The sequence below is a fragment of the Thermoanaerobaculia bacterium genome (genome assembly GCA_018057705.1).
Classification (GTDB): domain Bacteria; phylum Acidobacteriota; class Thermoanaerobaculia; order Multivoradales; family JAGPDF01; genus JAGPDF01.
Genome location: JAGPDF010000005.1, coordinates 16,784 through 37,970 on the forward strand (window position 1 = coordinate 16,784; position 21,187 = coordinate 37,970).

The 21,187-nt window shown below is 68.5% G+C and carries 13 protein-coding genes and 1 pseudogene; 7 read left to right on the forward strand and 7 right to left on the reverse strand.

Going from position 1 to position 21,187, the window contains the following annotated elements; translation table 11 throughout:
* Positions 1 to 5: 5 nt before the first annotated feature.
* On the forward strand, positions 6 to 1,799 hold the full coding sequence (locus tag KBI44_02595) for a M14 family metallopeptidase (protein MBP9143345.1): 1,794 nt from the start codon (positions 6 to 8) through the stop codon (positions 1,797 to 1,799).
* On the opposite strand, the gene KBI44_02600 is transcribed toward KBI44_02595, so the two are convergent.
* Entirely contained in the window at positions 1,732 to 3,543 is a 1,812-nt protein-coding gene (locus tag KBI44_02600; GenBank protein MBP9143346.1) for a histone deacetylase, read from the reverse strand. The genes KBI44_02595 and KBI44_02600 overlap by 68 nt on opposite strands.
* Positions 3,544 to 3,634: 91 nt before the next feature.
* Complete coding sequence (locus KBI44_02605; protein MBP9143347.1) at positions 3,635 to 6,622, reverse strand: hypothetical protein; 2,988 nt, start codon at positions 6,620 to 6,622, stop codon at positions 3,635 to 3,637.
* Positions 6,623 to 6,688: 66 nt separating this feature from the next.
* Here KBI44_02605 and KBI44_02610 point away from each other — a divergent pair, with 66 nt between their 5' ends.
* Positions 6,689 to 7,804 (forward strand): DUF4388 domain-containing protein, encoded by a 1,116-nt coding sequence (locus KBI44_02610; GenBank protein ID MBP9143348.1) that lies wholly within the window; start codon positions 6,689 to 6,691, stop codon positions 7,802 to 7,804.
* A gap of 88 nt (positions 7,805 to 7,892) precedes the next feature.
* Here KBI44_02610 and KBI44_02615 read toward each other — a convergent pair whose 3' ends face one another.
* The gene (locus tag KBI44_02615) at positions 7,893 to 8,366 is read right to left on the reverse strand and encodes a hypothetical protein (GenBank protein ID MBP9143349.1); all 474 of its coding nucleotides are present in this window, start codon (positions 8,364 to 8,366) and stop codon (positions 7,893 to 7,895) included.
* Complete coding sequence (recA, locus tag KBI44_02620; GenBank protein MBP9143350.1) at positions 8,363 to 9,400, reverse strand: recombinase RecA; 1,038 nt, start codon at positions 9,398 to 9,400, stop codon at positions 8,363 to 8,365. The genes KBI44_02615 and recA overlap by 4 nt, the downstream gene beginning before the upstream one ends.
* A gap of 180 nt (positions 9,401 to 9,580) precedes the next feature.
* Between recA and murB the strand changes: the two genes are divergently transcribed.
* Positions 9,581 to 10,495: a UDP-N-acetylmuramate dehydrogenase gene (murB, locus tag KBI44_02625; GenBank protein MBP9143351.1), complete on the forward strand. Its 915-nt coding sequence runs from the start codon at positions 9,581 to 9,583 to the stop codon at positions 10,493 to 10,495.
* Positions 10,496 to 10,570: 75 nt separating this feature from the next.
* Here murB and KBI44_02630 read toward each other — a convergent pair.
* Positions 10,571 to 11,509: pseudogene (locus KBI44_02630) on the reverse strand (hypothetical protein).
* Between the two features lie 140 nt (positions 11,510 to 11,649).
* On the reverse strand, positions 11,650 to 13,596 hold the full coding sequence (locus KBI44_02635; protein MBP9143352.1) for an acyltransferase: 1,947 nt from the start codon (positions 13,594 to 13,596) through the stop codon (positions 11,650 to 11,652).
* Positions 13,597 to 13,687: 91 nt separating this feature from the next.
* Here KBI44_02635 and KBI44_02640 point away from each other — a divergent pair, with 91 nt between their 5' ends.
* Complete coding sequence (locus tag KBI44_02640) at positions 13,688 to 15,289, forward strand: phospholipid carrier-dependent glycosyltransferase (GenBank protein ID MBP9143353.1); 1,602 nt, start codon at positions 13,688 to 13,690, stop codon at positions 15,287 to 15,289.
* Positions 15,290 to 15,328: 39 nt separating this feature from the next.
* Positions 15,329 to 17,353, forward strand: coding sequence for an acyltransferase (locus KBI44_02645; GenBank protein MBP9143354.1), 2,025 nt, complete (start codon positions 15,329 to 15,331; stop codon positions 17,351 to 17,353).
* A 7-nt stretch (positions 17,354 to 17,360) separates the two neighbouring features.
* Here the strand turns inward: KBI44_02645 and KBI44_02650 are convergent, their stop codons facing one another.
* A complete protein-coding gene (locus tag KBI44_02650; GenBank protein MBP9143355.1) occupies positions 17,361 to 19,358 on the reverse strand; it encodes a matrixin family metalloprotease in 1,998 nt (665 codons plus the stop codon).
* A gap of 119 nt (positions 19,359 to 19,477) precedes the next feature.
* On the opposite strand from KBI44_02650, the gene KBI44_02655 reads away from it, so the two are divergent.
* Complete coding sequence (locus KBI44_02655) at positions 19,478 to 20,194, forward strand: glycosyltransferase family 2 protein (GenBank protein ID MBP9143356.1); 717 nt, start codon at positions 19,478 to 19,480, stop codon at positions 20,192 to 20,194.
* Complete coding sequence (locus tag KBI44_02660; protein ID MBP9143357.1) at positions 20,161 to 21,180, forward strand: MoxR family ATPase; 1,020 nt, start codon at positions 20,161 to 20,163, stop codon at positions 21,178 to 21,180. Before KBI44_02655 ends, KBI44_02660 begins: the two co-directional genes overlap by 34 nt.
* Positions 21,181 to 21,187 lie beyond the last annotated feature (7 nt).

Consider the following 21,187-nt stretch of genomic DNA (forward strand, 5'->3'; position numbering starts at 1 on the left):
TTTCGGTGAAGATCTTTGCGCAGTCCGCTGGCGCGGACGCGCCGGATCCGGTTCCCGAGAGCTGGCTGACGCCGGCGGAGAAATCCGACTTCCAGGCGACGCCCTCGTACGACGAGACTCTTGCCTTCCTGCGCAAGCTCGAGAGGGCTCTCCCCGAGATGAAGCTCGAGTTCTATGGCGACTCGGCCTCGGGAAGGCCGATGCCGGTGGTGATCCTCTCCGCCGAGCGGGCGTTCACGCCGGCGGCGGCGCAGGAGCTCGCGAAGCCGGTGGTGATGATCCAGAACGGGATTCATGCCGGCGAAATCGATGGCAAGGACGCTTCGCTGATGCTGCTGCGCGACCTCGCACTCGGCCGGCGGGGCGAGCTGCTCGCCGCGGCGACGCTCCTCATCGTGCCGATCTACAACGTCGATGGCCACGAGCGCGTCTCGCCGTGGAACCGCCCGAACCAGGACGGTCCGGTTCTCGGAATGGGTTTCCGCACCACCGCCGACGGGCACGACCTGAACCGCGACTTCCTCAAGCTCGCGACGCCCGAGGCGCGCAATCTCGTGCGCTTGGTGAACGCCTGGCAGCCGCATCTGTTCGTCGACACCCACGTCACCGATGGCGTCGATCTCGACTGGGTGATCACCTGGGCCGTGCCGGAGCCGCCGCTCCTCGCCCTCCCGCTCGACCGCTGGCTGCGACAGAACTTTCCGCCGGTTCTGGCCGCCGTCGAAGCCGCGGGCCACCGCCAGGGCCCTTATGTCAGCCTCGTCGACGGGCTCGATCCGCTCCAGGGCTTCGAGACGCTGGTCTACGAGCCGCGCTACTCGAGCGGCTACTTCCCGTTGCGCAACCGGCCGTCGATTCTCCTCGAGTCGCATTCGCACAAGCCCTATCGCGAACGGGTGCTCGCCACCCGCGACTTCCTCGCGGCGCTGGTCGTCCAGACCGGTCGCGCCGGTCTCGCGCTCAAGTCGGCGATCGCCGAGGCGGCGGTCACGGTCGTCCAGCAGGGGCTCCCGACCGCGCCGCCGAGCTCGATCATCGTGACCTATGCGCGGGGCGAGGCCGAGCCCTACCGGGTGCCGTTCTACGACTGGTCGAGTGCGCCCTCGGTGGTCACTGGCGGCTCCCAGATCCACTACCGGCGCGGCGTCGTCCGGGAGGTCGAGGTGCCCTGGTTTCATCGCCTCGTGGCGGCGACGAGCCTGCCACGGCCGCGCGGCTATCTCGTCCTGCCGGGATGGCCGGAGATCGAGCGCCGCCTCGCCGACCACGCCCTGCGCTTCGCGCGTCTGCCGCAGGAGCTCGAGCTCACGGTGGAGACTGCCCGGCTTTCGCAACCCAGGCCGGCGGCCACGAGCTACCAGGGATTGACGCCTCTCTCGGCGACGGTGGTGCGGGCGAGCGAGCGCCGCCTGGTTCCCGCCGGCGCGCTCTGGGTGCCGGCAGACCAACCCGACTTCGCCGTGGCCGTCCAGCTGCTCGAGCCGGAGGCGCCGGACTCGGTTCTCTCCTGGGGTCTGGTCTCGGGGCTCTTCGAGGGCAAGGAGTACATCGACGGTGGCGCTCTCGACCGGTTCGCCCGCTCCGCACTCGCCGACCGGAAAGTGGCCGCGGACTGGGCGCAGGCGCTCTCCGATCCTGCCTTCGCCGCGGATCGCTCAGCGCGCTATCGCTGGTGGTTCGCGCGCACACCGTGGTGGGACGAGCAGATCGGCCTCTTCCCGGTCCTGCGCCTCATGGAACCCCTTCCTCCTCCGCAGGCGCGGCAGCTCGACCTGACGCCGGAGGCCCCGCCGCACTGAGCTCTTCGAGGCGCAGCTCGAGCTCCGAGTCCGCGGCGGCGCGCTCGTATTCAGAGGAGTCGAGGCGCTGCCGCAGCGCCGCGGTCACGGGCAGGATCATCGGGGTGGGGATCCAGCGCACAGGTACTCCGGTTTCGGCGTTGCGCAGGCGGCCATCGCTCGCAGCGCGCGTCGCCTCGCCGAGCGCCAGCGGCTGGAGCGCCTTGCGGAAGCTGCGAAACAGACCTTCGGCTCGCGGATCGAGAAAGGACATCTGGGAGCGCGCCTGCGCCACGGCGTGGAAGTGGGACGGGGTGACGATGAGTCCGGAGAGCTGCAGGCGGTCGCAGATCAGCAGGAGTGCTGCCATCGTTTCGCGGAGCATCCCCAGCCCCGGATAGGTCTGCCCGGGCAGGGCCGGCCGGGTGGGCGTGAAGCGGCCGCGAGGGTTCTGCAGGAGCAGCCAGTCGACCGCCAGCAGCTCCTCGCCGGGAATCGACCTGCGGTCGCGCCGCAGCCGCAGCTCGAGCAGCAGCTCGCGCCGGCCGCGCGAGCCGAAGATGCGCAGGGTCTGACCCGAGGCCCCGAGATCGAACTCGACCTGCGGACTCGCGAAGCCGAGCTCGCGCAGCCGGGCCATGTGCCCGAGCCGTTCGAGCGCCAGCTCGAGACCCGACAGCGAATAGAAGCCGAGCAGTCGCGTCTCCGGGCTGGCGAGCCCCTGGCCGCCGCCGAGGTCGGCCTCGGTGAGGAGCGGCTCCTCCTCGACCGTGCCCCGGAGCTCGCCGACCGGGAAGCTGTGCATGAGGTCGCGGAAGCGATCCACGATCAGGTCTGCGGTCGTCGGCGGCTCGAGCACGCGGCCGTAGAGGAGCCAGGAGAGGAAGCGCGCGAAATAGCGCCAGCTGTTGTCGCCGTAACCGCCAGCGAGGGTCACGACCAGCGGCAGGTGGCGGCGCCGCGCGAGACCGGTAACCATGCGATCGCGCTCGAGAAGGCCGGCGGCGCTCACCTGCCAGTCTCCGAGGGCGTCATCGGCGGCGGGATCGGCGCCGCAGAGGTAGACGACGAGCTCCGGGCGGAAGCGCTCGAAGAGGGGCGGCAGAGTCGCTGCCAGCGTCTCGAGGTAGCGCGCGTCGTCGACGCCCGGACCGAGTGGGAGCACCGTCGCCTCGATCGCGGGCCGGTCGTTCCAGTTCTGGTTGTGGACCGAGTAGGTGTGGACCGTCGGGTCATCGGCGAAGATCGAGCGCGTCCCATCGCCGTCGTGGAGGTCGAGATCGACCACCAGGATCCGGCCGCCGAATCCGGCCGCGCGCTGGGCGCGGATAGCGACGGCGACGTCGTTGAAGATACAGAAGCCGCCACCGCGGTCGCGATGGGCATGGTGAAAGCCGCCACCGACGTTGACCGCGATCCCTCGCGAGGCGAGCGCCAGGCGTGCAGCGAGCAGCGTGCCGCCGGTCATCTCACGCTCGACCGCCAGGAGTTCCTGCTCGGCGCGATCCGGGATGTTGAAGCCGACGACATGGGTCAGCGCCCCGGGCCGTTGCAGACGCTCCAGATAGTCGTCGTCATGGGCGGCGCGCAGCTCGGCGAAGCTCGCCGGGTGCGGTCGGTGCAGCCGGCCGCGCAGGACGAGCCCCGCGCGGCGCAGGAAAGAGAAGACCCGCGTCGGCCGTTCCGCGTCGAGCAGCCCCCCAGGCAGCGCATAACGGTAGCCGGGGGCGATGACGAGATCGACACGCGGCTGGTGACGCAGCACCAACAGACGCCGGAAGGTGCGGCGGGCGAGGGAAGTCGGTCGGCGGCTCGTCTTCAGGCCTCGGCTCTCTCGGCGCCCTGCTGCGGCGACGCTAGTTGAACAGCTTCAGGAAGACGATATAGGCCACGATCCCGTCGTCCGGACCGGCAATCGGAGTGCCGATGTCCATGTTGATGATCGTCTCCCAGGGTCCCATGAAGGTGCCGGCGACACCCACTCCGGCGAGCAGCTCGCGATCGAGGCCGCTCGTCGGATCGGTGACCCAGGCGGCGTCGACGATCGCGTCCAGGCGCAGCAGCGAGCCGAGCTCGAAGCCGTAGGTGGCGTGCCCGGCGTAGACCTCCTCGGCGCGGACCTTGCCGATCTGGTAGCCGTGCACCCGGGTGTCACCGAAGAAACCGAACTGGTACTTGCTGAAGCGGTCGAGGTCGCTGCCGCCCAGGTACTCGACCTCGAGACCGATCTTGCGGAAGTTCGCGAGATACCAGCTCTTGCTCGCCGCGACCTCCCAGGTCATGTAGTCCTTGGCCTCCGGGTCGAACTCGCGCGCCGCCTGCCCGGGAAGACCCCAGAGCTCCCATTCCGAGCGCTGGTGGAGGGCGCCACCCAGCTTCAGGCGGTAGCCGGAGCGGGCGAAGGCGAAGCTGGTCTGCAGGCGGTGGGTGAAGTGGTCGACCGGCAGCACGAACTCGGGCGCCGTGTCGTCGGACTCCGAGAAGCTCGTGTGGGCGAGCTGGTAGCTCGCGCTCCACTTGACGAAGTTGCCCAGCGGGTGCCCGACGTTGACGCTGACCCGCGCCGGGCGCTGTTCGACCTCCTCGCCCGGCGATTCGACGCCGTCGCGGTAGAGCTGGTCGGAGCCGGCGATGGCGAGGACGAAGAGATCGGCGCCGAAATCGAACTTGCTGTCGAAAAGGCGCGGATCGGCGTAGTTGACGATCCCGAGAACGCCGCCGAAGAAGGCGTTCAGCTGGCGCTTCTTCTTGCCGATGTCGAGGTTGAAGTAGTTGACTCCGGCGAGCGGCAGCGGGTAGTCGAGCGAATCGTCGTAGAGCACGCCGCCGATGACGAAGAGGCGATCGCTGTCGAAGCCCTCCTTGACCTGGCGCTCGCCGGTCGCCTCGTCCTTCACGAGATAGCGAAAGCCCTTGTCGGTGTCGCGCACCATCGTCGACTCCGAGGCCAGCACCTCTTCGCGGCGCTGGTCGAAGTCGGGCCCGTTGATGCGGATCCCGGTGAGGCGCACCTCCTTTTCGACCACCGTCGCGGTGTTGAGCACCGAGAGGACCTGCTGCGCGGTGACTTTGAGCGGCAGGAAGTAGCTCGCGGCGGCCCATGCGGCGGGCGCGCCGTTCTCGTCGATCGGCTCGTAGTCCATGGTCTCTTCGTTCGAGAGCACCTCGCCCTCGAGACCGAGCTGCACGGCGCGCGAGCGCACCCGGGCCGAGAGAGCGCGGTCGATCCAGACCGTGCCGCGATACAGGTTCCGGCCGGCGACGGCGACCGCGGGCTCGAACTCGACGACCCAGCAGTCGCGGCCGTTCACCGTCTCCCGGCCGCGCAGCGCGTAGCGGTACTCCTTGGTGAAGAGGATCTCGAGCGGCATCGCGGCGGCCTTCTCCGGCTGAATGAGGGGGAGCTCCGGAATCTCCTTGCCGCGCCACCGCACCCCGTTGACGTAGAAGCTCTGCCAGGCCCAGTCGAACGGCTGGCCCTGACGGACGAAGAACTCGCCTTCGAAGGTCGCCTCGACCGCCTGTACGCCCGATGCCGCCTGGAAACGCAGCGTCGTCGCGTTGACCGCCTGATAGCGCAGGAGGCGGCGGTTCTGGCCGTCTTCGAAAGCCTGCAGCCGGCGCAGGATCTCCTCGACCGGAATGTCGCGCTCGGAGGCGATCGTGACCACTTCGGCGACCCCGTCGAGCTCGGCCGCGGAGGGTCGCGCGAGGCGCAGGAGCTCGACCGCCGCTGGCCTCGTCAGGCGCACCTCGGACGTCGCAGTAGTGTGACGCGGCTCGGCCAGTGCAGTCGCACTGCCGGTCTCGAGGTCGATACGCATCGGTGTCTTCAGCTGAGGGTCGGGAAAGGCGAGGACCAGTGTCTTCGCCCCCGTGGCGGGCGTCGACTCCGTTGCCGGCGGCTGCATCGCGGACGCGACGATCACCCGAAGCCCCAGATCCTCTCCGCGCACGAAGCTCCAGGCTGCGGTCGCCCCTTGGGGCACGGTGCTGCTGTCGGATTGGAGCTCGCCGCGAAATTCATTTGCCAGCACTTTGAGCGGTGCCAGATCGGCGGCAGTCGGCGCGTTGGGAGAGCCCGGCGCGGTTGCCTGGAAGAAGGTGATCGCGAAGCCGGCCGCCGCCTGCTCGGCGAGCCGGGCGACGGCGGCGCGCGGATCTCCGGGCAGGACGAACAGCTGGAGAACGACCGGCTTTCCGGGGTCGAGCCCGGCGATTTGCGCCAGGGCGGTCGCCGTCTCGTTGCCGAACGGCAGGAGCGCGACACCGTCGATGTAAGCCGCGACGCCCTCGCCGTACCAGAGGTCGATCCAATCGGAGGCGGTCGGCAGGGGCTGAGCGAAGGTCCGACTCTCCGGCTGGACGCCGGTGAGGGCGACCGCCGCGCGCTTGACGAGGAAAGCATACTGCTTGGCGTCGACCGGAGATTCGCCGCCCCCGGCCCAGACGATCTCGTAGGAGGTCGTCGGGGGCGCCAGTCGGGCGAGCTCCACTGCGGCATCGAGCTCACGCTGCATCGCTTCGATGTGCTCGAGGAGCGGCGCGGGGGTGGAGAACTGCAGTCGGATCCACGGTTGCGCTCCTGCCGCTGCGACCAGGTGCGCGCCTGCCGGCGAGGCCGAGCCGTCGAGCGCGGCGTTCCAGGCGACGAAGAGCCGGGCCCCCTTCTCGAGCCGGGGAGAGGCCTCGAGGGCGGCGGCGACCGCGAACGGGTCGTCGACGGTGACACCCGGGCAGACGAGACAGGGCGCCTCGGCAGCGAAGATTGCAGAACTTCCGCCGGCCACGAGGGTCCAGGCGAGTGCAGCAGGAGCCAGTTTCCAGGTCAATCTGCGTCGCATGTGGATCTTTCCTCTCCAGTCAGGTTGCGCGGTGGGAGAGTGCAGGTAACATACCAGCCCTTCGCCATGGAATTCTCCGGACGCCTAGCTTCCTTTCCCATCGGGGACATTCTGCAGTGGGCGCAGAACGACCACCGCTCCGGGGCGCTGGTGATCCGCCGCAGCGGTTCGGAGAAGCGGATCTTCCTGCGCGACGGGGAGGTCGTCGCCTGCTTCTCGGACGATCCCGCGGAGTTCTTCGGCCAGCACCTGCTGGTCAACGGCTACCTCGACGAGAGCGTGCTCCTGCAGGCGCTCACCCACTGCCAGAAGTCCGGCCAGAAGCTCGGCGATGCCCTGCAGACCCTGGGGCTCCTGCCTGCCGCCCGCGTGCAGGAGGCGTTGCGAGAGCATGTCGAGAACCAGGTCTGCGACATCTTTCTCTGGCGGTCGGGGATCTTCTACTTCGCCGCCGAATCGCTCGCCCGCGAGCTTGAGCTGCGGACGCCGCTCTCCTCGGTGGCGCTCGCCCTGGAGGGCAGCCGATGGGCCGACGAGGCCCAGCAGGTCCGCCGAATCTTCGTGCACGACAATGTCGTGCTGCGGCGTGGGCGCAAGGCGCCGCAGGGGCTGCTGACGCCGCTCGAGCGGCGCATCTACCGTTCCACCGACGAGAAGCTGACGCTGGCCGAGCTCTACAACGAGGTTCGCGGATCGCACTACCGGTTTCTCGTGGCGGCCTACCGGCTCGTCGTGGTCGAGGCCCTCGACATCGAGTCGGTCGGTGATCACTCCGACTCCGGATCGGCCGAGCTGCGTCTCGCCGATCTCCTGATCGAGCAGGTGACGGAGGAGCAGGCGGTCTTTCTCCGGCACCATCTGGCCATTCCGTTCGATGCCCTCGAGCACTACGTACCGGTCTGGCTGCAGGCGCCCTCGATCGAGGAAGAATCCCGCCTGGCCGAGCCGATGCTGGAGCTGTATCGCGCCATCGACGGCCGGACGGCGCTCGGTGCGCTGCTTGGCGAGATCCGCCCCGAGGAGCGCGCCCGGCGCATGGACTGGTTGATCCTGCAGTTCCGCAAGGGCGCGCTGGCGCTGCTGCCGTTGCCGGTGGTGGAGTTGGGCGGCGCGAGCGCCGCGACGGCTGCGGTGGCCGGGGAAGACCCCTGGTGGCGCCGCCTGCTTCCGCATAGCGCCTGAGCCCGAGAGCCGACCCGTCCCGGCCCCTGCTGCAGTGCAGGCCGCAGGGCCAGTGCCACCTGTCAGGTCCGGGAGGCGGGCACCTGGGTCAATTGGAAACGGCCAGCGCCCGCCGGCGCCGCGCGCCGCGGGCCCTGGCGAACGCCAGTCCACCGCCAGCGAGGACGAGCAGCAGGCCGGCGCCGGCGCCCGCCAGCCAGGACCAGGGGATCACCCGAAACTCGCATTGCGCGACTTCGCGCCCGGACCTCGCCGACAGAACGTGCCGCCCCGGCGCCAGATCCGCTGCCGGCATGCGGGTGCGTGTCCGGTCTGCCGTCGTCGCCACGCGCTCCAGTTGGTTGCCATCGATGAAGAGGAAGACCATGATTCGCCGGCCCGAGAGGACGCCGCGCTGCTCCAGGGTGACCTCCAGAGGTCGCGATGGCAGAACCCAGCCGGGGGTCCGGACGGCGAGCGCGCCGGCATCGGGCGACACGGCCGATGCCGGCACGGCGCGAGCCGCCGCCGGCAGGAGCAGCCCGGCGAGAGTCAGGGTGCGGAGCGCGCGGCGGCCGGTCACTTGGCGACGGCTGCCTCCTCGGCCACCTTCATCGGCGGCAGCGAGAGCGCTGCTCGGAGCTTGGCCTCGAGCTCGTTGGCGAGGTCCGGATTGTCGCGCAGGAACTGCTTCGAGTTCTCCCGCCCCTGGCCGAGCCGGACATCGCCGTAGTTGAACCAGGCGCCGCTCTTCTGCACGAGCTTCTGTTCGACGCCCATGTCGACGAGCTCGCCGGGCCGGGAGATGCCCTCACCGTAGTCGATGTCGAACTCGGCCTGCCGAAACGGCGCCGCGACCTTGTTCTTGACGATCTTCACCTTGGCGCGGCTGCCGGTGACGACCTCTCCCTCCTTGATCGCGGAGATGCGCCGGATGTCGACCCGGATCGAAGAGTAGAACTTGAGCGCCCGGCCACCCGTCGTGGTCTCCGGACTGCCGAACATGACCCCGATCTTCTCGCGGATCTGGTTGATGAAGACCATGCAGGTATTCGACTTCGCGACGATCGCAGTGAGCTTGCGCAGCGCCTGGGACATCAGCCGGGCCTGCAGACCGACGTGGCTGTCGCCCATCTCCCCTTCGAGCTCGGCGCGCGGCACCAGCGCCGCCACCGAGTCGACGACGACGATGTCGACGGCGTTCGAGCGCACCAGCATCTCGGCGATCTCGAGCGCCTGCTCGCCGTTGTCCGGCTGCGAAACCAGGAGGTTGTCGATATCGACGCCGAGCTTCTTGGCGTATTCGGCATCGAGAGCGTGCTCGGCGTCGATGAAGGCGGCGACGCCACCACGCTTCTGGGCCTGCCCGATCACCGACAGGGCGAGCGTCGTCTTGCCGGAGGACTCCGGCCCGAACACTTCGACCACACGGCCCCGCGGGAAGCCGCCAATGCCGATCGCCGCGTCGATGGCGAGCGAGCCGGTAGGAATGAAGTCGATCGGCTGAATCTCGCGCGCCCCGAGACGCATGATCGAGCCCTTGCCGAACTGCCGTTCAATCTGCATCAGGGCGCCTTCGACGGCCTTGCCCTTTTCCACCTTCGGGTCTACTGCCATGGGTTACACTCCCTCGCTCGTCGCTGTGGTTGTCGTGACGCCGTTTCGCCGCCGCGTTTGCGCCCCCGCTTTACGCTCCTATACTACCCGGTGGCTGGCGGCCGAGAAAGCGACGGATCGACCGCCTTTCTGTCAGAGAAAGGACGGAATCGGGTGGCTCTGACTGGCAGAACGGAAGAAATGGACCACTTTCTGGCGGGAATCCCGGGCCTCGTGGTCAAACCGGGGCAGGCGCTGGCGCGCCTCGCCACCCTGCGGATCGGCGGCCCGGCCGAGCGCTTCGTCGAAGTGACCTCGGAGCGCGCCCTGGTGGGCCTCCTGACCGGTGCGGCCCGCCTGCGGCTGCCTTTTCAGCTCCTCGGCCTCGGGTCGAACGTCCTCGCCCCCGACGCCGGCCTGCCGGGGATCGTCGCCCGACTGGGCGGCGACCTGAAGCGGGTCCGGATCCGCGGCTTTCGGGTGAGTGCCGGCGCCGGTGCTCCGCTGGCCCTGGTGGCGCGCAAGGCGGCTGCCGCCGGGCTCGCCGGGCTCGAGGCGCTCTCCGGCTTCCCGTCGACAGTGGGTGGCGCGGTCTTCATGAACGCCGGCTGCTACGGCACCGAGATCAAGGACGTTCTGCGGTCGGCCCGGCTGGTGGAGCTCTCGGGCCGGCGCCGGCGGATCGGCGTCGACGAGCTCGAGGCCGGGTATCGCTCCACCTGCCTCGAGGCGACCGGCGCCATCGTGACGCGGGCCCTCTTCGAGCTCCAGCCGGGCGAGCCCGCGGCGCTCCAGGCCCGGATCGACGAGCTCAACACCCGGCGCTGGGCGGCGCTGCCCTCGGGGCAGCCCAACGCCGGCTCGATCTTCAAGAACCCTCCCGGCGAATCTGCCGGCCGCCTCCTCGACGCCGCCGGGCTCAAGGGGACGAACGTCGGCGGGGCCCTGGTGAGCCCCAAGCACGCCAACGTGATCGTCAACACCGGCGGCGCGACCGCCGAGGACGTGATCCGACTGATGCGCACGATGCGCGACCGCGCCTGCGAGAGTTCCGGAGTCAGGCTGGAACCGGAGATCGTGCTCCTGGGCGACCTCGGCGAGCGTTTCCGCGCCTGAGGAGCGCCTCTAAGGATCGACGACCGACCAGTGCGCGGTCGAGCCGCCGTCGAAGCCGTCGCTCCACAGGTGCGGCGTGGCTCCCGAGTCGGCCGAGAGCTCGAGGCCCGAGACGTCCACGACTTCGAAGGCGCTGCCCGGGATGTCGTTGATCACGCTGAGCTCGTCGTCGTCCCAGCGCGGATCGGGGACGCCGTTCAAATACCAGTCAGTGCCGTTGTCGGCGACCATCATGCCGTACTTCTTGAGCGCCTGGAGGATGGTCCGCACCCGCGGAGTGAAGCCCGCGAGGTCGTAGCCCGCCTTCAGGCGCAGGCGCAAGCCCATCGGCGGGGCGTTGACGTCGGCGGTCGCTCCGGCCTGGTGACGGGCCGGCCAGACGTAGGTCGTTCGCGAAATGTCGACCGTGAAGCGCAGGGCATGGCGGATCTCGCCGGTTTCGACCTCGTCGTAGCGCACCAGGCCTGGGAAGACCGGCAGTCCGGCAGCGTCGCCCGAGGTCCAGCCGTCCGGCCGCAGGGCGTTCGAAGCGAGGTCGAAGACTGCGCCCGACAGGCCGCACCAGCCGGGCGTCGCACCCGGGACCGAACAGGTGAATTCGCCATTCCAGTCCCCCTCCTTCCACGAGTGGTAGAGCTCGTAGAGGAGACAGGCCCCCTGGCGGACGACGAGGATGTGGCGGTCGCCCTGGTTCAGCGGATCGTCGCCGCCTTCGATCGGCGGGTTCGGGGGGATCGGGTACGGCCCGGCGTCGCTTTCCTCCGGCCAGCCGTCGAGCGAGGCGAAGTCGATCGGCAGCAGCGCCTGCCCGTTCGGAACCACGACGTAGGGGATGCCGATCGGCGCCCCTTCCCAGACCGTGCCGAAGTCGGGGTGCATCGTGTCGGCCGCCCCGATGTGATTCACGATCGCGCTCGAGTTCGCCGCCACCGGCAGGCTCGCGACCGGCGTATTCCAGATGTTCGAGACCGGCAGGACCTGGCAGCCGCCGACGGTCTGCTGCGCCGCGAGCGGGGCGGCTAAGAGGAGGCCGAACGAGACAAGACCGGTAAAGGGAAAACGGTCTCGATTGCGCCGCGCGTGATGGATCCTGACCATGGAGCAGGAACGTAGCAGCGGACGTGAGAGCGAGCTGTGAACTGATCTGCACCCGTTCAAAACAGGTAGTCGTACTCGCCGGCGGCGCGCAGGCTCTCGCCGACGCGCCGGGCGCCGGCTTCTGTCCAGTGATTGGAGTCCCAGTAGAGGAGCTCGCCGCCTTCGAGGAAGAGCGGGCAGTACCAGCCCTTCCGCAGGGGCTCGCAGGTGAGCGGACGCAGGTCGATGAAGTCCACCCTCTGGTGCTCGGCGATCTCGGAGAGCCGGGCGATCTCCTGCTTCATCCCGAACTTGTCCTTGGCGGCGTCGAAGCGTTCGTTGGCCTCCTCCAAGGTCGCGGCCTGGGTGAGCAGGGCGGAGAGCTCGGTGAAGGCGAAGCGCCCGCCGACGATCACGATCCGGGCGCGGTAGCGCGACTTCAGGTAGTCGATGGTCGCCGGCAGCCCGGCCATTCCATAGTCGATCCAGGAGCTTGCGATGACGATGAGATCGGCAGCTTCCAGCAAGGGATTGTCCCGCAGCACTTCGGACTGACGCGCGCACTCCTCGGCGTATTCGCGGGAGCGGATCGGCGTGCCCTCGCCGTAAGGGCGCGGGCCGAGGATCGGCTGGCAGTCCCAGAAAATGTGGAGGAAGCGGAAGTTCACCTGCGACCTGGCACCCAGCAACGCTGTCAGCAGGTCGGCGCCGTGGCTGTCGCCGACGATGACCGCGTTGCGCTGTCCCAGAGCCGGGAAGGGTACGCGGTCCTGGGCGTTGGCGGCGTCGAAGTGGTGGTCCTTCATTCCCGCGAGGCCGGCGGCTGCGGCGCGCAGGTCAGACGGTACTCGGCCCGGCCAGCCGCGGTCCGCGATGGCCGAGACCGAAGGCAGGATGAGGGCGCAGGCGAGGCCGGCGCAAGCCAGGCCAAAGGCCGGATCGGAGAGCCGCCGTCGTCCCGATCGGCGGCGGCGGAAGGGCTGCTCGACCAGGAAGTACATCGCCGTCGCGAGCCCGATGGCGGCGGCGATGAGGGTCGCCTTCTCGAGCGACGTCGAGTCGCTGGCGCGGCCGTATCGCACCAGCACGAAGAGCGGCCAGTGCACGAGATAGAGCGAATAGGAAATCAGGCCGATACCGACCGCCAGGCGATTGGCCAACAGCGCTCCGGCGACCCGCCCGCGGCCGCCGACGATGACCAGGGCGGCTCCGCCGCACGGCACCATGGCCGCGAGGCCGGGGAAACGGTGCCCTGCGCCGTAGGCGTGCGTCGCGTAGGCGATCAGGGCGAGGCCGAGCAGCGTGAGCAGCTCGCGGCGCCAGGACCGGATCGTGGTCGTGCTCTCGAGCCACAGGCAGAGCCCGCCGAGCGCCAGCTCGCACATGCGAAAGGGCGTCAAGAAGAAGGCGGCGTCGGGAGCCCTGCCGGCGGCGATCTCCGCGGCGACCAGGCTGGCGAGACCGACGGCAACGACGAGGGCGAGGACCCCGCGGCGGCGGCGAAAGCGAAAGGCGAGAAAGACCGAGACCGGCCACACGAGGTAGAACTGCTCCTCGACGCCGAGCGACCAGGTGTGGAGCAGCGGCTTCATCTCCGAACCGATATCGAAGTAGCCGGAGAGCTGCCAGAACAGCACGTTCGAGATCGAGAAAAGCGTATGCACCAGCGACAGACTGAGCTCTTCGAGGTGCAGCGGCGAGAGCACGAAAACGCCGGCGACGAAGGTCGCGGCCAGCGTCGCGAACATCGCCGGAAAGAGCCGGCGCGCGCGCCGGCCGTAGAAGCGAGCGAAGGTGAAGCGGCCGGCGTCGAGCTCGCCGAGAATCAGCCGGGTGATGAGGTAGCCGCTGATGACGAAGAAAATGTCGACGCCGACGAAGCCGCCGCGGAAGCCGGGGACGCCGGCGTGAAAGAGGAGGACGACCAGGACGGCGACAGCGCGCAGGCCGTCCACCTCGGGCCGGTAGGCTTCGCCCGCACCCTCTGCCGGGCTCCTGTCAGGCGAAGCGGGGAAGAGTCCCATGGCCGGCGGGATGATATCCGGCCGGCCCGCCTGTGAAAGGATTTGGCTCTTCCTCCGGCGGCACGAAAGCGACGACCTCCTGCGCGCATCCATGAACTCTCCCCGTTCCGGTCCCGTCGCCAGGATTGCGCTGCTGCTCGGGCTTTCGTTTGCGGCGTTCTATGCGGGAACGAGCCGCGGCGTCTTCGTCTTCGGCGACGACATCCTGATGTACCAGGTGACGGCGGCGATCTGGGAGAGGGGAGAGGTCGCGGTCGCTTCCGTGGCACCGAGGAAGGATGTCGCCCACGCCTCCCGGGGTGTCGGGAGCCGGCGTTTCGCGAAGTACGGGCTCGCTCCCTCGCTCGTCGCGCTGCCGTTCTATGGCGCGAGCCACCGCCTCTTCGATCGCCTGGAGCTTCCCGAAACGGCGGACACCTTCGGCAATCTGCGCACGGGTCCGACGATCTTCGGCACCGGCCTCGCGAACGCCGTCACCGGCGGCGCCACCGTCGCCGTCACCTTCCTGCTCGCGGTCGAGCTCGGCTTTCCGCTCCTCGTCGCTCTGGCCACAGCCATCTGCCTGGGCGCGACGACGTTGCTGGCGCACTACGCCAGCACGTTCCTGTCCGAACCGCTGTCGGCCCTGTGCCTGGCGGTCGTGCTGCTCGGACTCCTCAAGGCGAAAGGCAAAGGCAAAGGATCGGTGAAGGAGGTAGCTGCCGGGCGCTGGTGGCTGGCGGCCTCCGGCTTTGCAGCCGGCCTGATGGTGGCGACGAAGGTGGCGCACATCGTCGTCGTGCTGCCCTTCTTTTGTTGGGTGGCCGTCCTCGGCTGGCGCCGCTCCCGCCACCGCGGACTCGTCGTCCATACCCTTTACTGGAGCCTTTTCTTTTGCACCTGGCTGGGCGCGATCGCCGCGTACAACTGGAGCCGCTTCGGCAGCGTCTTCGAAACCGGCTACGGCAGGGAGGCGGGCAACTTCACGACGCCCCTCGCCCTGGGGCTCGCCGGGCTGCTGGCGTCACCGGCGAAGGGGGTCATCTGGTACTGCCCGGTGCTCTTTCTTTCGCTTCTCGGCGCGCGGGCGTTCTGGCGGCGGGACCGCGCCTGCGCGCTGGCGATTCTCGCGGCGAGCGCGCTCTGGCTGGTGCTGATCTCGCGCTACTACCAGTGGTTCGGCGGCGGCAGCTGGGGGCCGCGCTTCCTGGTGCCTCTCCTGCCGCTCTGGATCCTGCCCGCAGCTGAGACTCTCAACCGTTGGCGGCGCGGCAGAGGCTGGAGTGCCACCATCGTCCTGCTGGTTGCCGCCAGCCTCGTCGTCTCGATGGCTCCCTTGCTGGTGCCGTTCAGTGACCTCGAGGCGCCGCTCACGTGGTCGAGGACCCACTTCGCGCGGGCCGGCTGGCGGCTCCAGGACTCACCCCTGCTGCAGGCCCTCGAGTTGGTGCCGCGGGCCGCCGCGACGACGACTGCAAAACTCCTGGGGAGCGGTGTGCTCGGGGAGGCCGGGCGGCCCCGGGAGGGGCCGCGATTCCCCGACTTCGCTTTCGAGCACTACGGCTCGCACGCCCTGCTCGAGTGGACGCGCGGCTCCTTCCTGCTCGCAACGCTGGCGCTGGCGCTCGCGATCGGGCTGGCGATACGCGCGTCATCGTCGAAGGCAGCGGCAGGAACGGCGGAGGCGCGGCGTACGCGATCCGGCGCCGGTTGAAGCGTATGAGGCGAACCTGAGCTCGCGGGGAGAAATGACTTGAGCGACAAGAGGGCCGCCGGCCCAAGAGTGTCCGATCGAGAGGCGTCGGTAGCGCCTGCGCGCCTTGGGAGCGAGCTCTCCGGAGCACGGTCGGAGCCCCGCTACCTGCCCGACATCGACGGCCTGCGCGCCATCGCGGTTCTGGCGGTCCTCTTCTTCCATCTCGGATTTGCGGGTTTCACCGGTGGATACGTCGGGGTCGACATCTTCTTCGTCGTCAGCGGCTTTCTCATCACGCGGTTGATCCGCGACCAGGTTGCCGACGGGACGTTCAGCTTTTCCGGGTTCTATGCCCGCCGCGCCCGCCGGCTGTTTCCGGCGCTCTTTCTGACGCTGGTCGTCTCGTTCGCCGCCGCTGGCATGCTGTTGTCGCCGGCGCATCTCGAGCAGTTCGGAGGATCGCTGCTCCACGTCATCCTGTCGGTCTCGAACGTCTACTTCTGGACCGAGAGCGGCTACTTCGACACGGCGGCGCGATTGAAACCCCTTCTGCACACCTGGTCGCTCTCCGTCGAGGAGCAGTTCTATCTCGTCTGGCCGCTGACGCTCGTGCTGCTGCTCAAGAGGAGCCCGCGCTGGCTCCCGCCGGCGCTCATCGCGGCGGCGGGGGCTCTCAGCCTGTTCTTCGGTTCGCGCTGGCTCCTGGCGGATCCGTCCGGTGCCTTCTATTTCGCGCCCTTCCGTGTCGTCGAGTTCGCCTTCGGGGCGATCCTCGTCTGGCTGGTCGCCCACAAGCCGAAGCACCCCGTAGTGCAGGAGGCCCTGGTCGTCGGCGGTCTGGGGCTCATTGCCTACGGGGTCGTGACGTTCACTCCCGAGACGTCGTACCCGACGCTCGCCGCGCTTGCGCCCTGCCTCGGCGCGGCGCTCGTCATCCAGGCCGGTTCCGCCCGCTACAGCGGCCGCCTCCTGCGCAATCCGGTAGCTGTCGGCATCGGGCTGATCAGTTACTCCCTCTATCTGATTCACTGGCCCATCATCGTCTTCTACGGCTACTACAAGTCCGAGCTGACCGACTTCGAGCGTTTCGCCATCGTCGGCGCCTCGCTCGTCGCGGCGGCAGGAATGTACCGGTTCGTCGAGCAGCCGTTCCGGCGCGGACTCCGCAGCGTCACGCCAGCCGCGTTTGGATTCGTTTGCGCCATGCTTGCCTTGATCCTCTCCCTGCCTGCCGCCAACGCCTGGGCGAAGGGCGGCTGGCCGTGGCGATTCGGCGCCGCCCTCGCGGCGGATTACGACCTCGATCTGCTGCGCATGAGCTCGCTTCGCTTCACGACCGAGAACGTCGGCGGCCTGAGCTTCGACTCCCAGCGCAGGAAGGTGCTGGTCGTCGGCGACAGCCATGCGGGCGATATCTCGAACGCTCTCGTCATGACGCTCGATCCCGCGGCCTACGAGGTGAAGCTACAGACCTTCGACGATGTCTGCTTTCTGTTCATCGCGACCGGTGAAGCTCCACCGGACATGGAAGTGAACGCCTTCTACACCGCCCGCTGCAAGGATGAAGTGGCGTCCTACCGCGCTTCCCTCAAGGTGGCGAGCGCCGATGTCGTCGTCTTCTCCGTCAGCTGGACCCAGAAGACGGCGGAGGGAGCGCGCGATGTGATCGAGCTGACGCGGCAACTCTCGCGTGAGTCCCGTCTGGCCATGAAGGGACTGGATGGGCCGCGGGAAAACGATCTGCGTGTCGTGCTGATGGGGCCGGCGCCGCTGTTCCTCAACCTCCCTGCGAAGGTGCTCAGGCTGATAGGCAAAGGATCTGCCGTCGAGAAGATCAATCTCCGCGCCAACGCCTGGCGCGCCAAGGAGGGGCGCGAAGTCGACGCGGCGCTGGCTACCACCGCCGCCGCTGCCGGCGCCCGTTTCGTGAGCAAAGGGGATGTCGTTTGTTCGGAGTCGACCTGCACCGTGCTTTCCGAAAGTGGGAAGCTGATGCTGTTCGACCCTTCGCACTGGACGCTCGACGGCGCCCGCCTCTTCGGCGAGCGCATTCGCGAGGCCTACCCGGACCTCCTCGACTGAAGGGGTTTCAGAAGGCGTTGTTGTCGAGCCCGCCGCAGTAGTTCCCCGCCGCGTTGGTGTAGGTCTTCACCCGTCCGGTCGTGGTCTCGGTGATGCGCAAGGTGTAGGCGAGGTTCGAGAGCGTGCCGTAGAGCACCAGGACGCGGTCCCCGAAGTCCAGCGTTTTCACCAGCACCTCGAGGTTCGCCGGGTCGGTGAACGAGAAGGCAGCGGTCAGGTCGGAGAGCTTCTTGCCGGTGCCGCGGCCGCTCGTGGCGTCGAACTGGTTCCGCCAGTCGAGCTCGAGCCGGAATCTGTTGTTCACCAGACAGACGGCGTTGGCGCTGCTCTGGCACGAGGCCAGTTGCAGGAGATCGGGCTCGCCGCCCGCGGTGTCCGTCTCGAAGACGAGGCTGGACGTCGCGAGGTTGTTGTCGAGGCCGCCGCAGTCGCCAGCGGTGTTCTGGTAGGTCTTGGTCACGCCGGTGCGGGTGTCGCGCACGCTGATCGTGAAACGGAGGTTCGTCAGCTGGCCGTAGAAGAAGAGCACCCGGTCGCCGAAGTCGAGCACCTTGACGATGAGCTCGATGTTAGTGGGATCGGTGAAGTAGAGGAAGCCCGCGACGTCGGTGTTCGGGATCGCACCGGCCGCGCCGCTCGCGCCGTCGAACTGGTTGCTCCAGGTGGCCGAGACCTGGAATCTGCCGCCTACGAGGCAGAGGGTTCCTGCCGGGCAGCCGCCGGTGCCGCCACCGCCGCCGCCACCTCCGCCGGTGAAGGTCCGGTCGTACAGGGTGCGCAGCGCGGCGACGTCGTCGCTCGCCAGGCGGGCGCCGCGGCCGTCGTTGTGGATGCGGAAATACATCAGGGCGTCGCGCAGCGTCTGGTTGGTCTCGCCGGCGTTCTCGCTCGAATGGCCGATCCCGAGGGTGTGTCCGAGCTCGTGTCCGATGAGCTCCTCGGCGGTCTTCTGCGGGTTGCTGGAGCGCTCGAAGACGCAGGCGATGCCGTCATTGAGCACGATGTCGGCGCCCTGGATGCGGATGAAGGTCTCGCCATTGAAGCGGCCGGTGGTATCGGGGTCGAACCAGGGCCCGCCGATCGCCAGAGTGCCGCCGGTCGAGCAGTTGAAGTCGCCCTCGACGTCGCCGTTGGGGTCGTCGAACAGCAGTACGTTCTGGCTGTCGAAGTTGGAGAACCCGGCGGTCAGGCCGGAGGTGCCGGCGAGCGTGAGACGGATCGGTGTGTTGGGCTGGGAATTCCAGCCCGCCATGGCGTTGCGGAAGATGTCCGAGGGGTTGCCGCTGAATCCGGGGAACGGATCGGGATCGATCCGCCAGCTGACCTGGCCGCCGTTGTCGAACTCGAACCAGCGTGAATTGCGCCCGTTCTCCCCCAGCAGGGTGAACATCGGCAGCAGGGAGTTCTGACTGGCTGCAGGAAGGACCAGATAGTAGTCCGGGAACTGCGGGCGCGAGGTCGCCTGGTCGGCGATCCAGTCGGCGAAGCGATCGAAGTCGCGCAGCCTTCGGTTCTCGTTCTCTCTCGTCGCCGCGTCGTCGAGGACATCCACTTCGGAGAGGTCGCGGTAGGCGACCGCGTGGCCGGCGAGAAGCGCTTCGCGGAAGGCGCCGAGCATCAGGTGGAGGATGCGGTAGGTGCCGTCTGCGTGACGACCGAGAAAGAGCAGGGCGCGCTCACCTTCGGCGAACGTCGGCGCCCCCCAGATCTTGAGCTCCATGCCGTTCGCGGCGCGTCCGCCGGGAACCCGAACGAGGAGGCTGCTCTCGCGTACCGAGCCCTTGAGCACGCGCTCGACGTTCATCAGGTAGTCGGTCACCGGCCGGTCGATCTCGGCGGCGGGGAGCGTGCCGACGACCCGGGCGACGACGATCAGCCGGGCCTGTTCGATCAGCCGGATGTCGTTGACCAGCTTGACGCTGGTGGCACTCGCAGGGGCGAGTGTGCCCAGGGCGAGAGCCAGGAATACGAGACCCGGCAGGAACATTCGATTTCGGAAGGGCATGTGCGGTGGCTCCACCTGCAAGGTCAGGACCTGCAAGATCAAGACCGGGCCGACAAAGTAAGCCCTGCGCGGATTCTTGTCAATGAGATTCGACGGCCAGCCGCGATAGTCTTCGCCCCATGACGCGCGTTCTTTCGGTGGTGATCCCGGCCTTCAACGAGCGCCGGACGATCGCGGAGCTCCTGCGGCGGGTGGCGGCGGCGCCGCTTCCGGCGGGGGTCGGTCTCGAGATCGTGGTGGTCGACGACGGTTCGACCGACGGCACCCGCGACCTGCTGTGCGAGCTCGTGGCACAACGGGAATCTGAGGAACCGCCACTGCGATTCTTCGAGCAGCCGAGGAATCAGGGGAAAGGGGCGGCTCTGCGGCGCGGGTTTGCCGAGGCGCGTGGTGAGTGGATCGTGGTGCAGGACGCCGATCTCGAATACGACCCGCGGGACTACGCGAAGCTCCTGCAGCCGGTGCTCGACGACGGGGCCGACGTGGTTTTCGGGTCCCGTTTTTCGGGCGGTCCCCACCGCGTCCTCTTCTACTGGCACTCGCTCGGCAATCGTCTGCTCACCACGGTCTCGAACATGTTCTCGGACCTCAATCTCTCCGACATGGAGACCTGCTACAAACTCTTTCGGCGGAACCTCCTGGACGGTGTCGAACTGAAGTCGAACCGCTTCGGCATCGAGCCCGAGCTGACGGCGCGCTTCGCGCGCATGCCGGTGCGGATCTATGAGGTGCCGATCTCCTACCACGGACGCACCTACGCCGAGGGCAAGAAGATCGGCTGGAAGGACGGCTTCGCGGCGCTGTGGGCGATCGTCCGATACAATCTTCTGCCGTGACGCTCCTGGGCTCCGACTCGCGCATTCACGCCGGCCAGGACGCGGCCGGCGGACCCGGCGCCGGTCTGGGTCCGTTGGCGCGTCTCGAAGCGAATATCGGCCGGGTCTACAAGGGCAACACCGAAGCGGTGCGGCTGGCGATCGTCTGCCTCCTGGCGCGCGGCCACATGCTGATCGAGGACGTGCCCGGGGTCGGCAAGACCACTCTTGCCCAGGCCCTCGCGCGCTCTCTCGGACTCGAGTTCCAGCGCATTCAGTTCACCAGCGACCTGCTGCCCTCGGACATCCTCGGTGTGTCCGTGTTCCAGCAGCGCCAGGAGCGCTTCGAGTTCGTGCCCGGGCCGCTCTTTGCCAACATCGTTCTCGCCGACGAGATCAATCGGGCGACGCCCAAGACCCAATCGGCACTTCTCGAGGCGATGAGCGAGCGCAAGGTCTCGATCGAGCGCCAGCGTTTGCCGTTGCCCGATCCGTTCCTGGTCCTCGCGACCCAGAATCCGCACGAGTACCTGGGGACCTTTCCTCTCCCGGAGTCTCAGCTCGACCGGTTCGAGATGTCGCTGCGCCTGGGCTATCCGGCGCGCGCCGCGGAGCGCGAGCTGCTCCTCTCCGGCGGCGTCGAGCGTGAGCTCGAAGAGCTCGAAGCCGTGGTTTCCGCCGACGAGGTGCGCGACCTCCAGCAGCGGGTGCAGCGGGTCAAGGTCGCCGACAAGCTCGCCGACTACATCCTCGGCCTCGCGGAGGCGACGCGCCGGAACGAGGAGTTCCAGCTCGGCGTCTCGACGCGCGGCGCGCTCGGCCTGTACCGCGCAGCGCAGGCGCTGGCGCTCTTCGAGGGCCGCGACTTCGCGGTGCCGGACGACGTCCAGCGGCTGGCGCCGGCGATCCTGGCGCATCGGGTCGTTCTACGGCGGGGCTCCACCGGACTCGAAGCCGCCCGCCGCGCCGTCGAAGTCCTGGTTCACGGCACGCCGCTGCCGATCTGAGCACCTG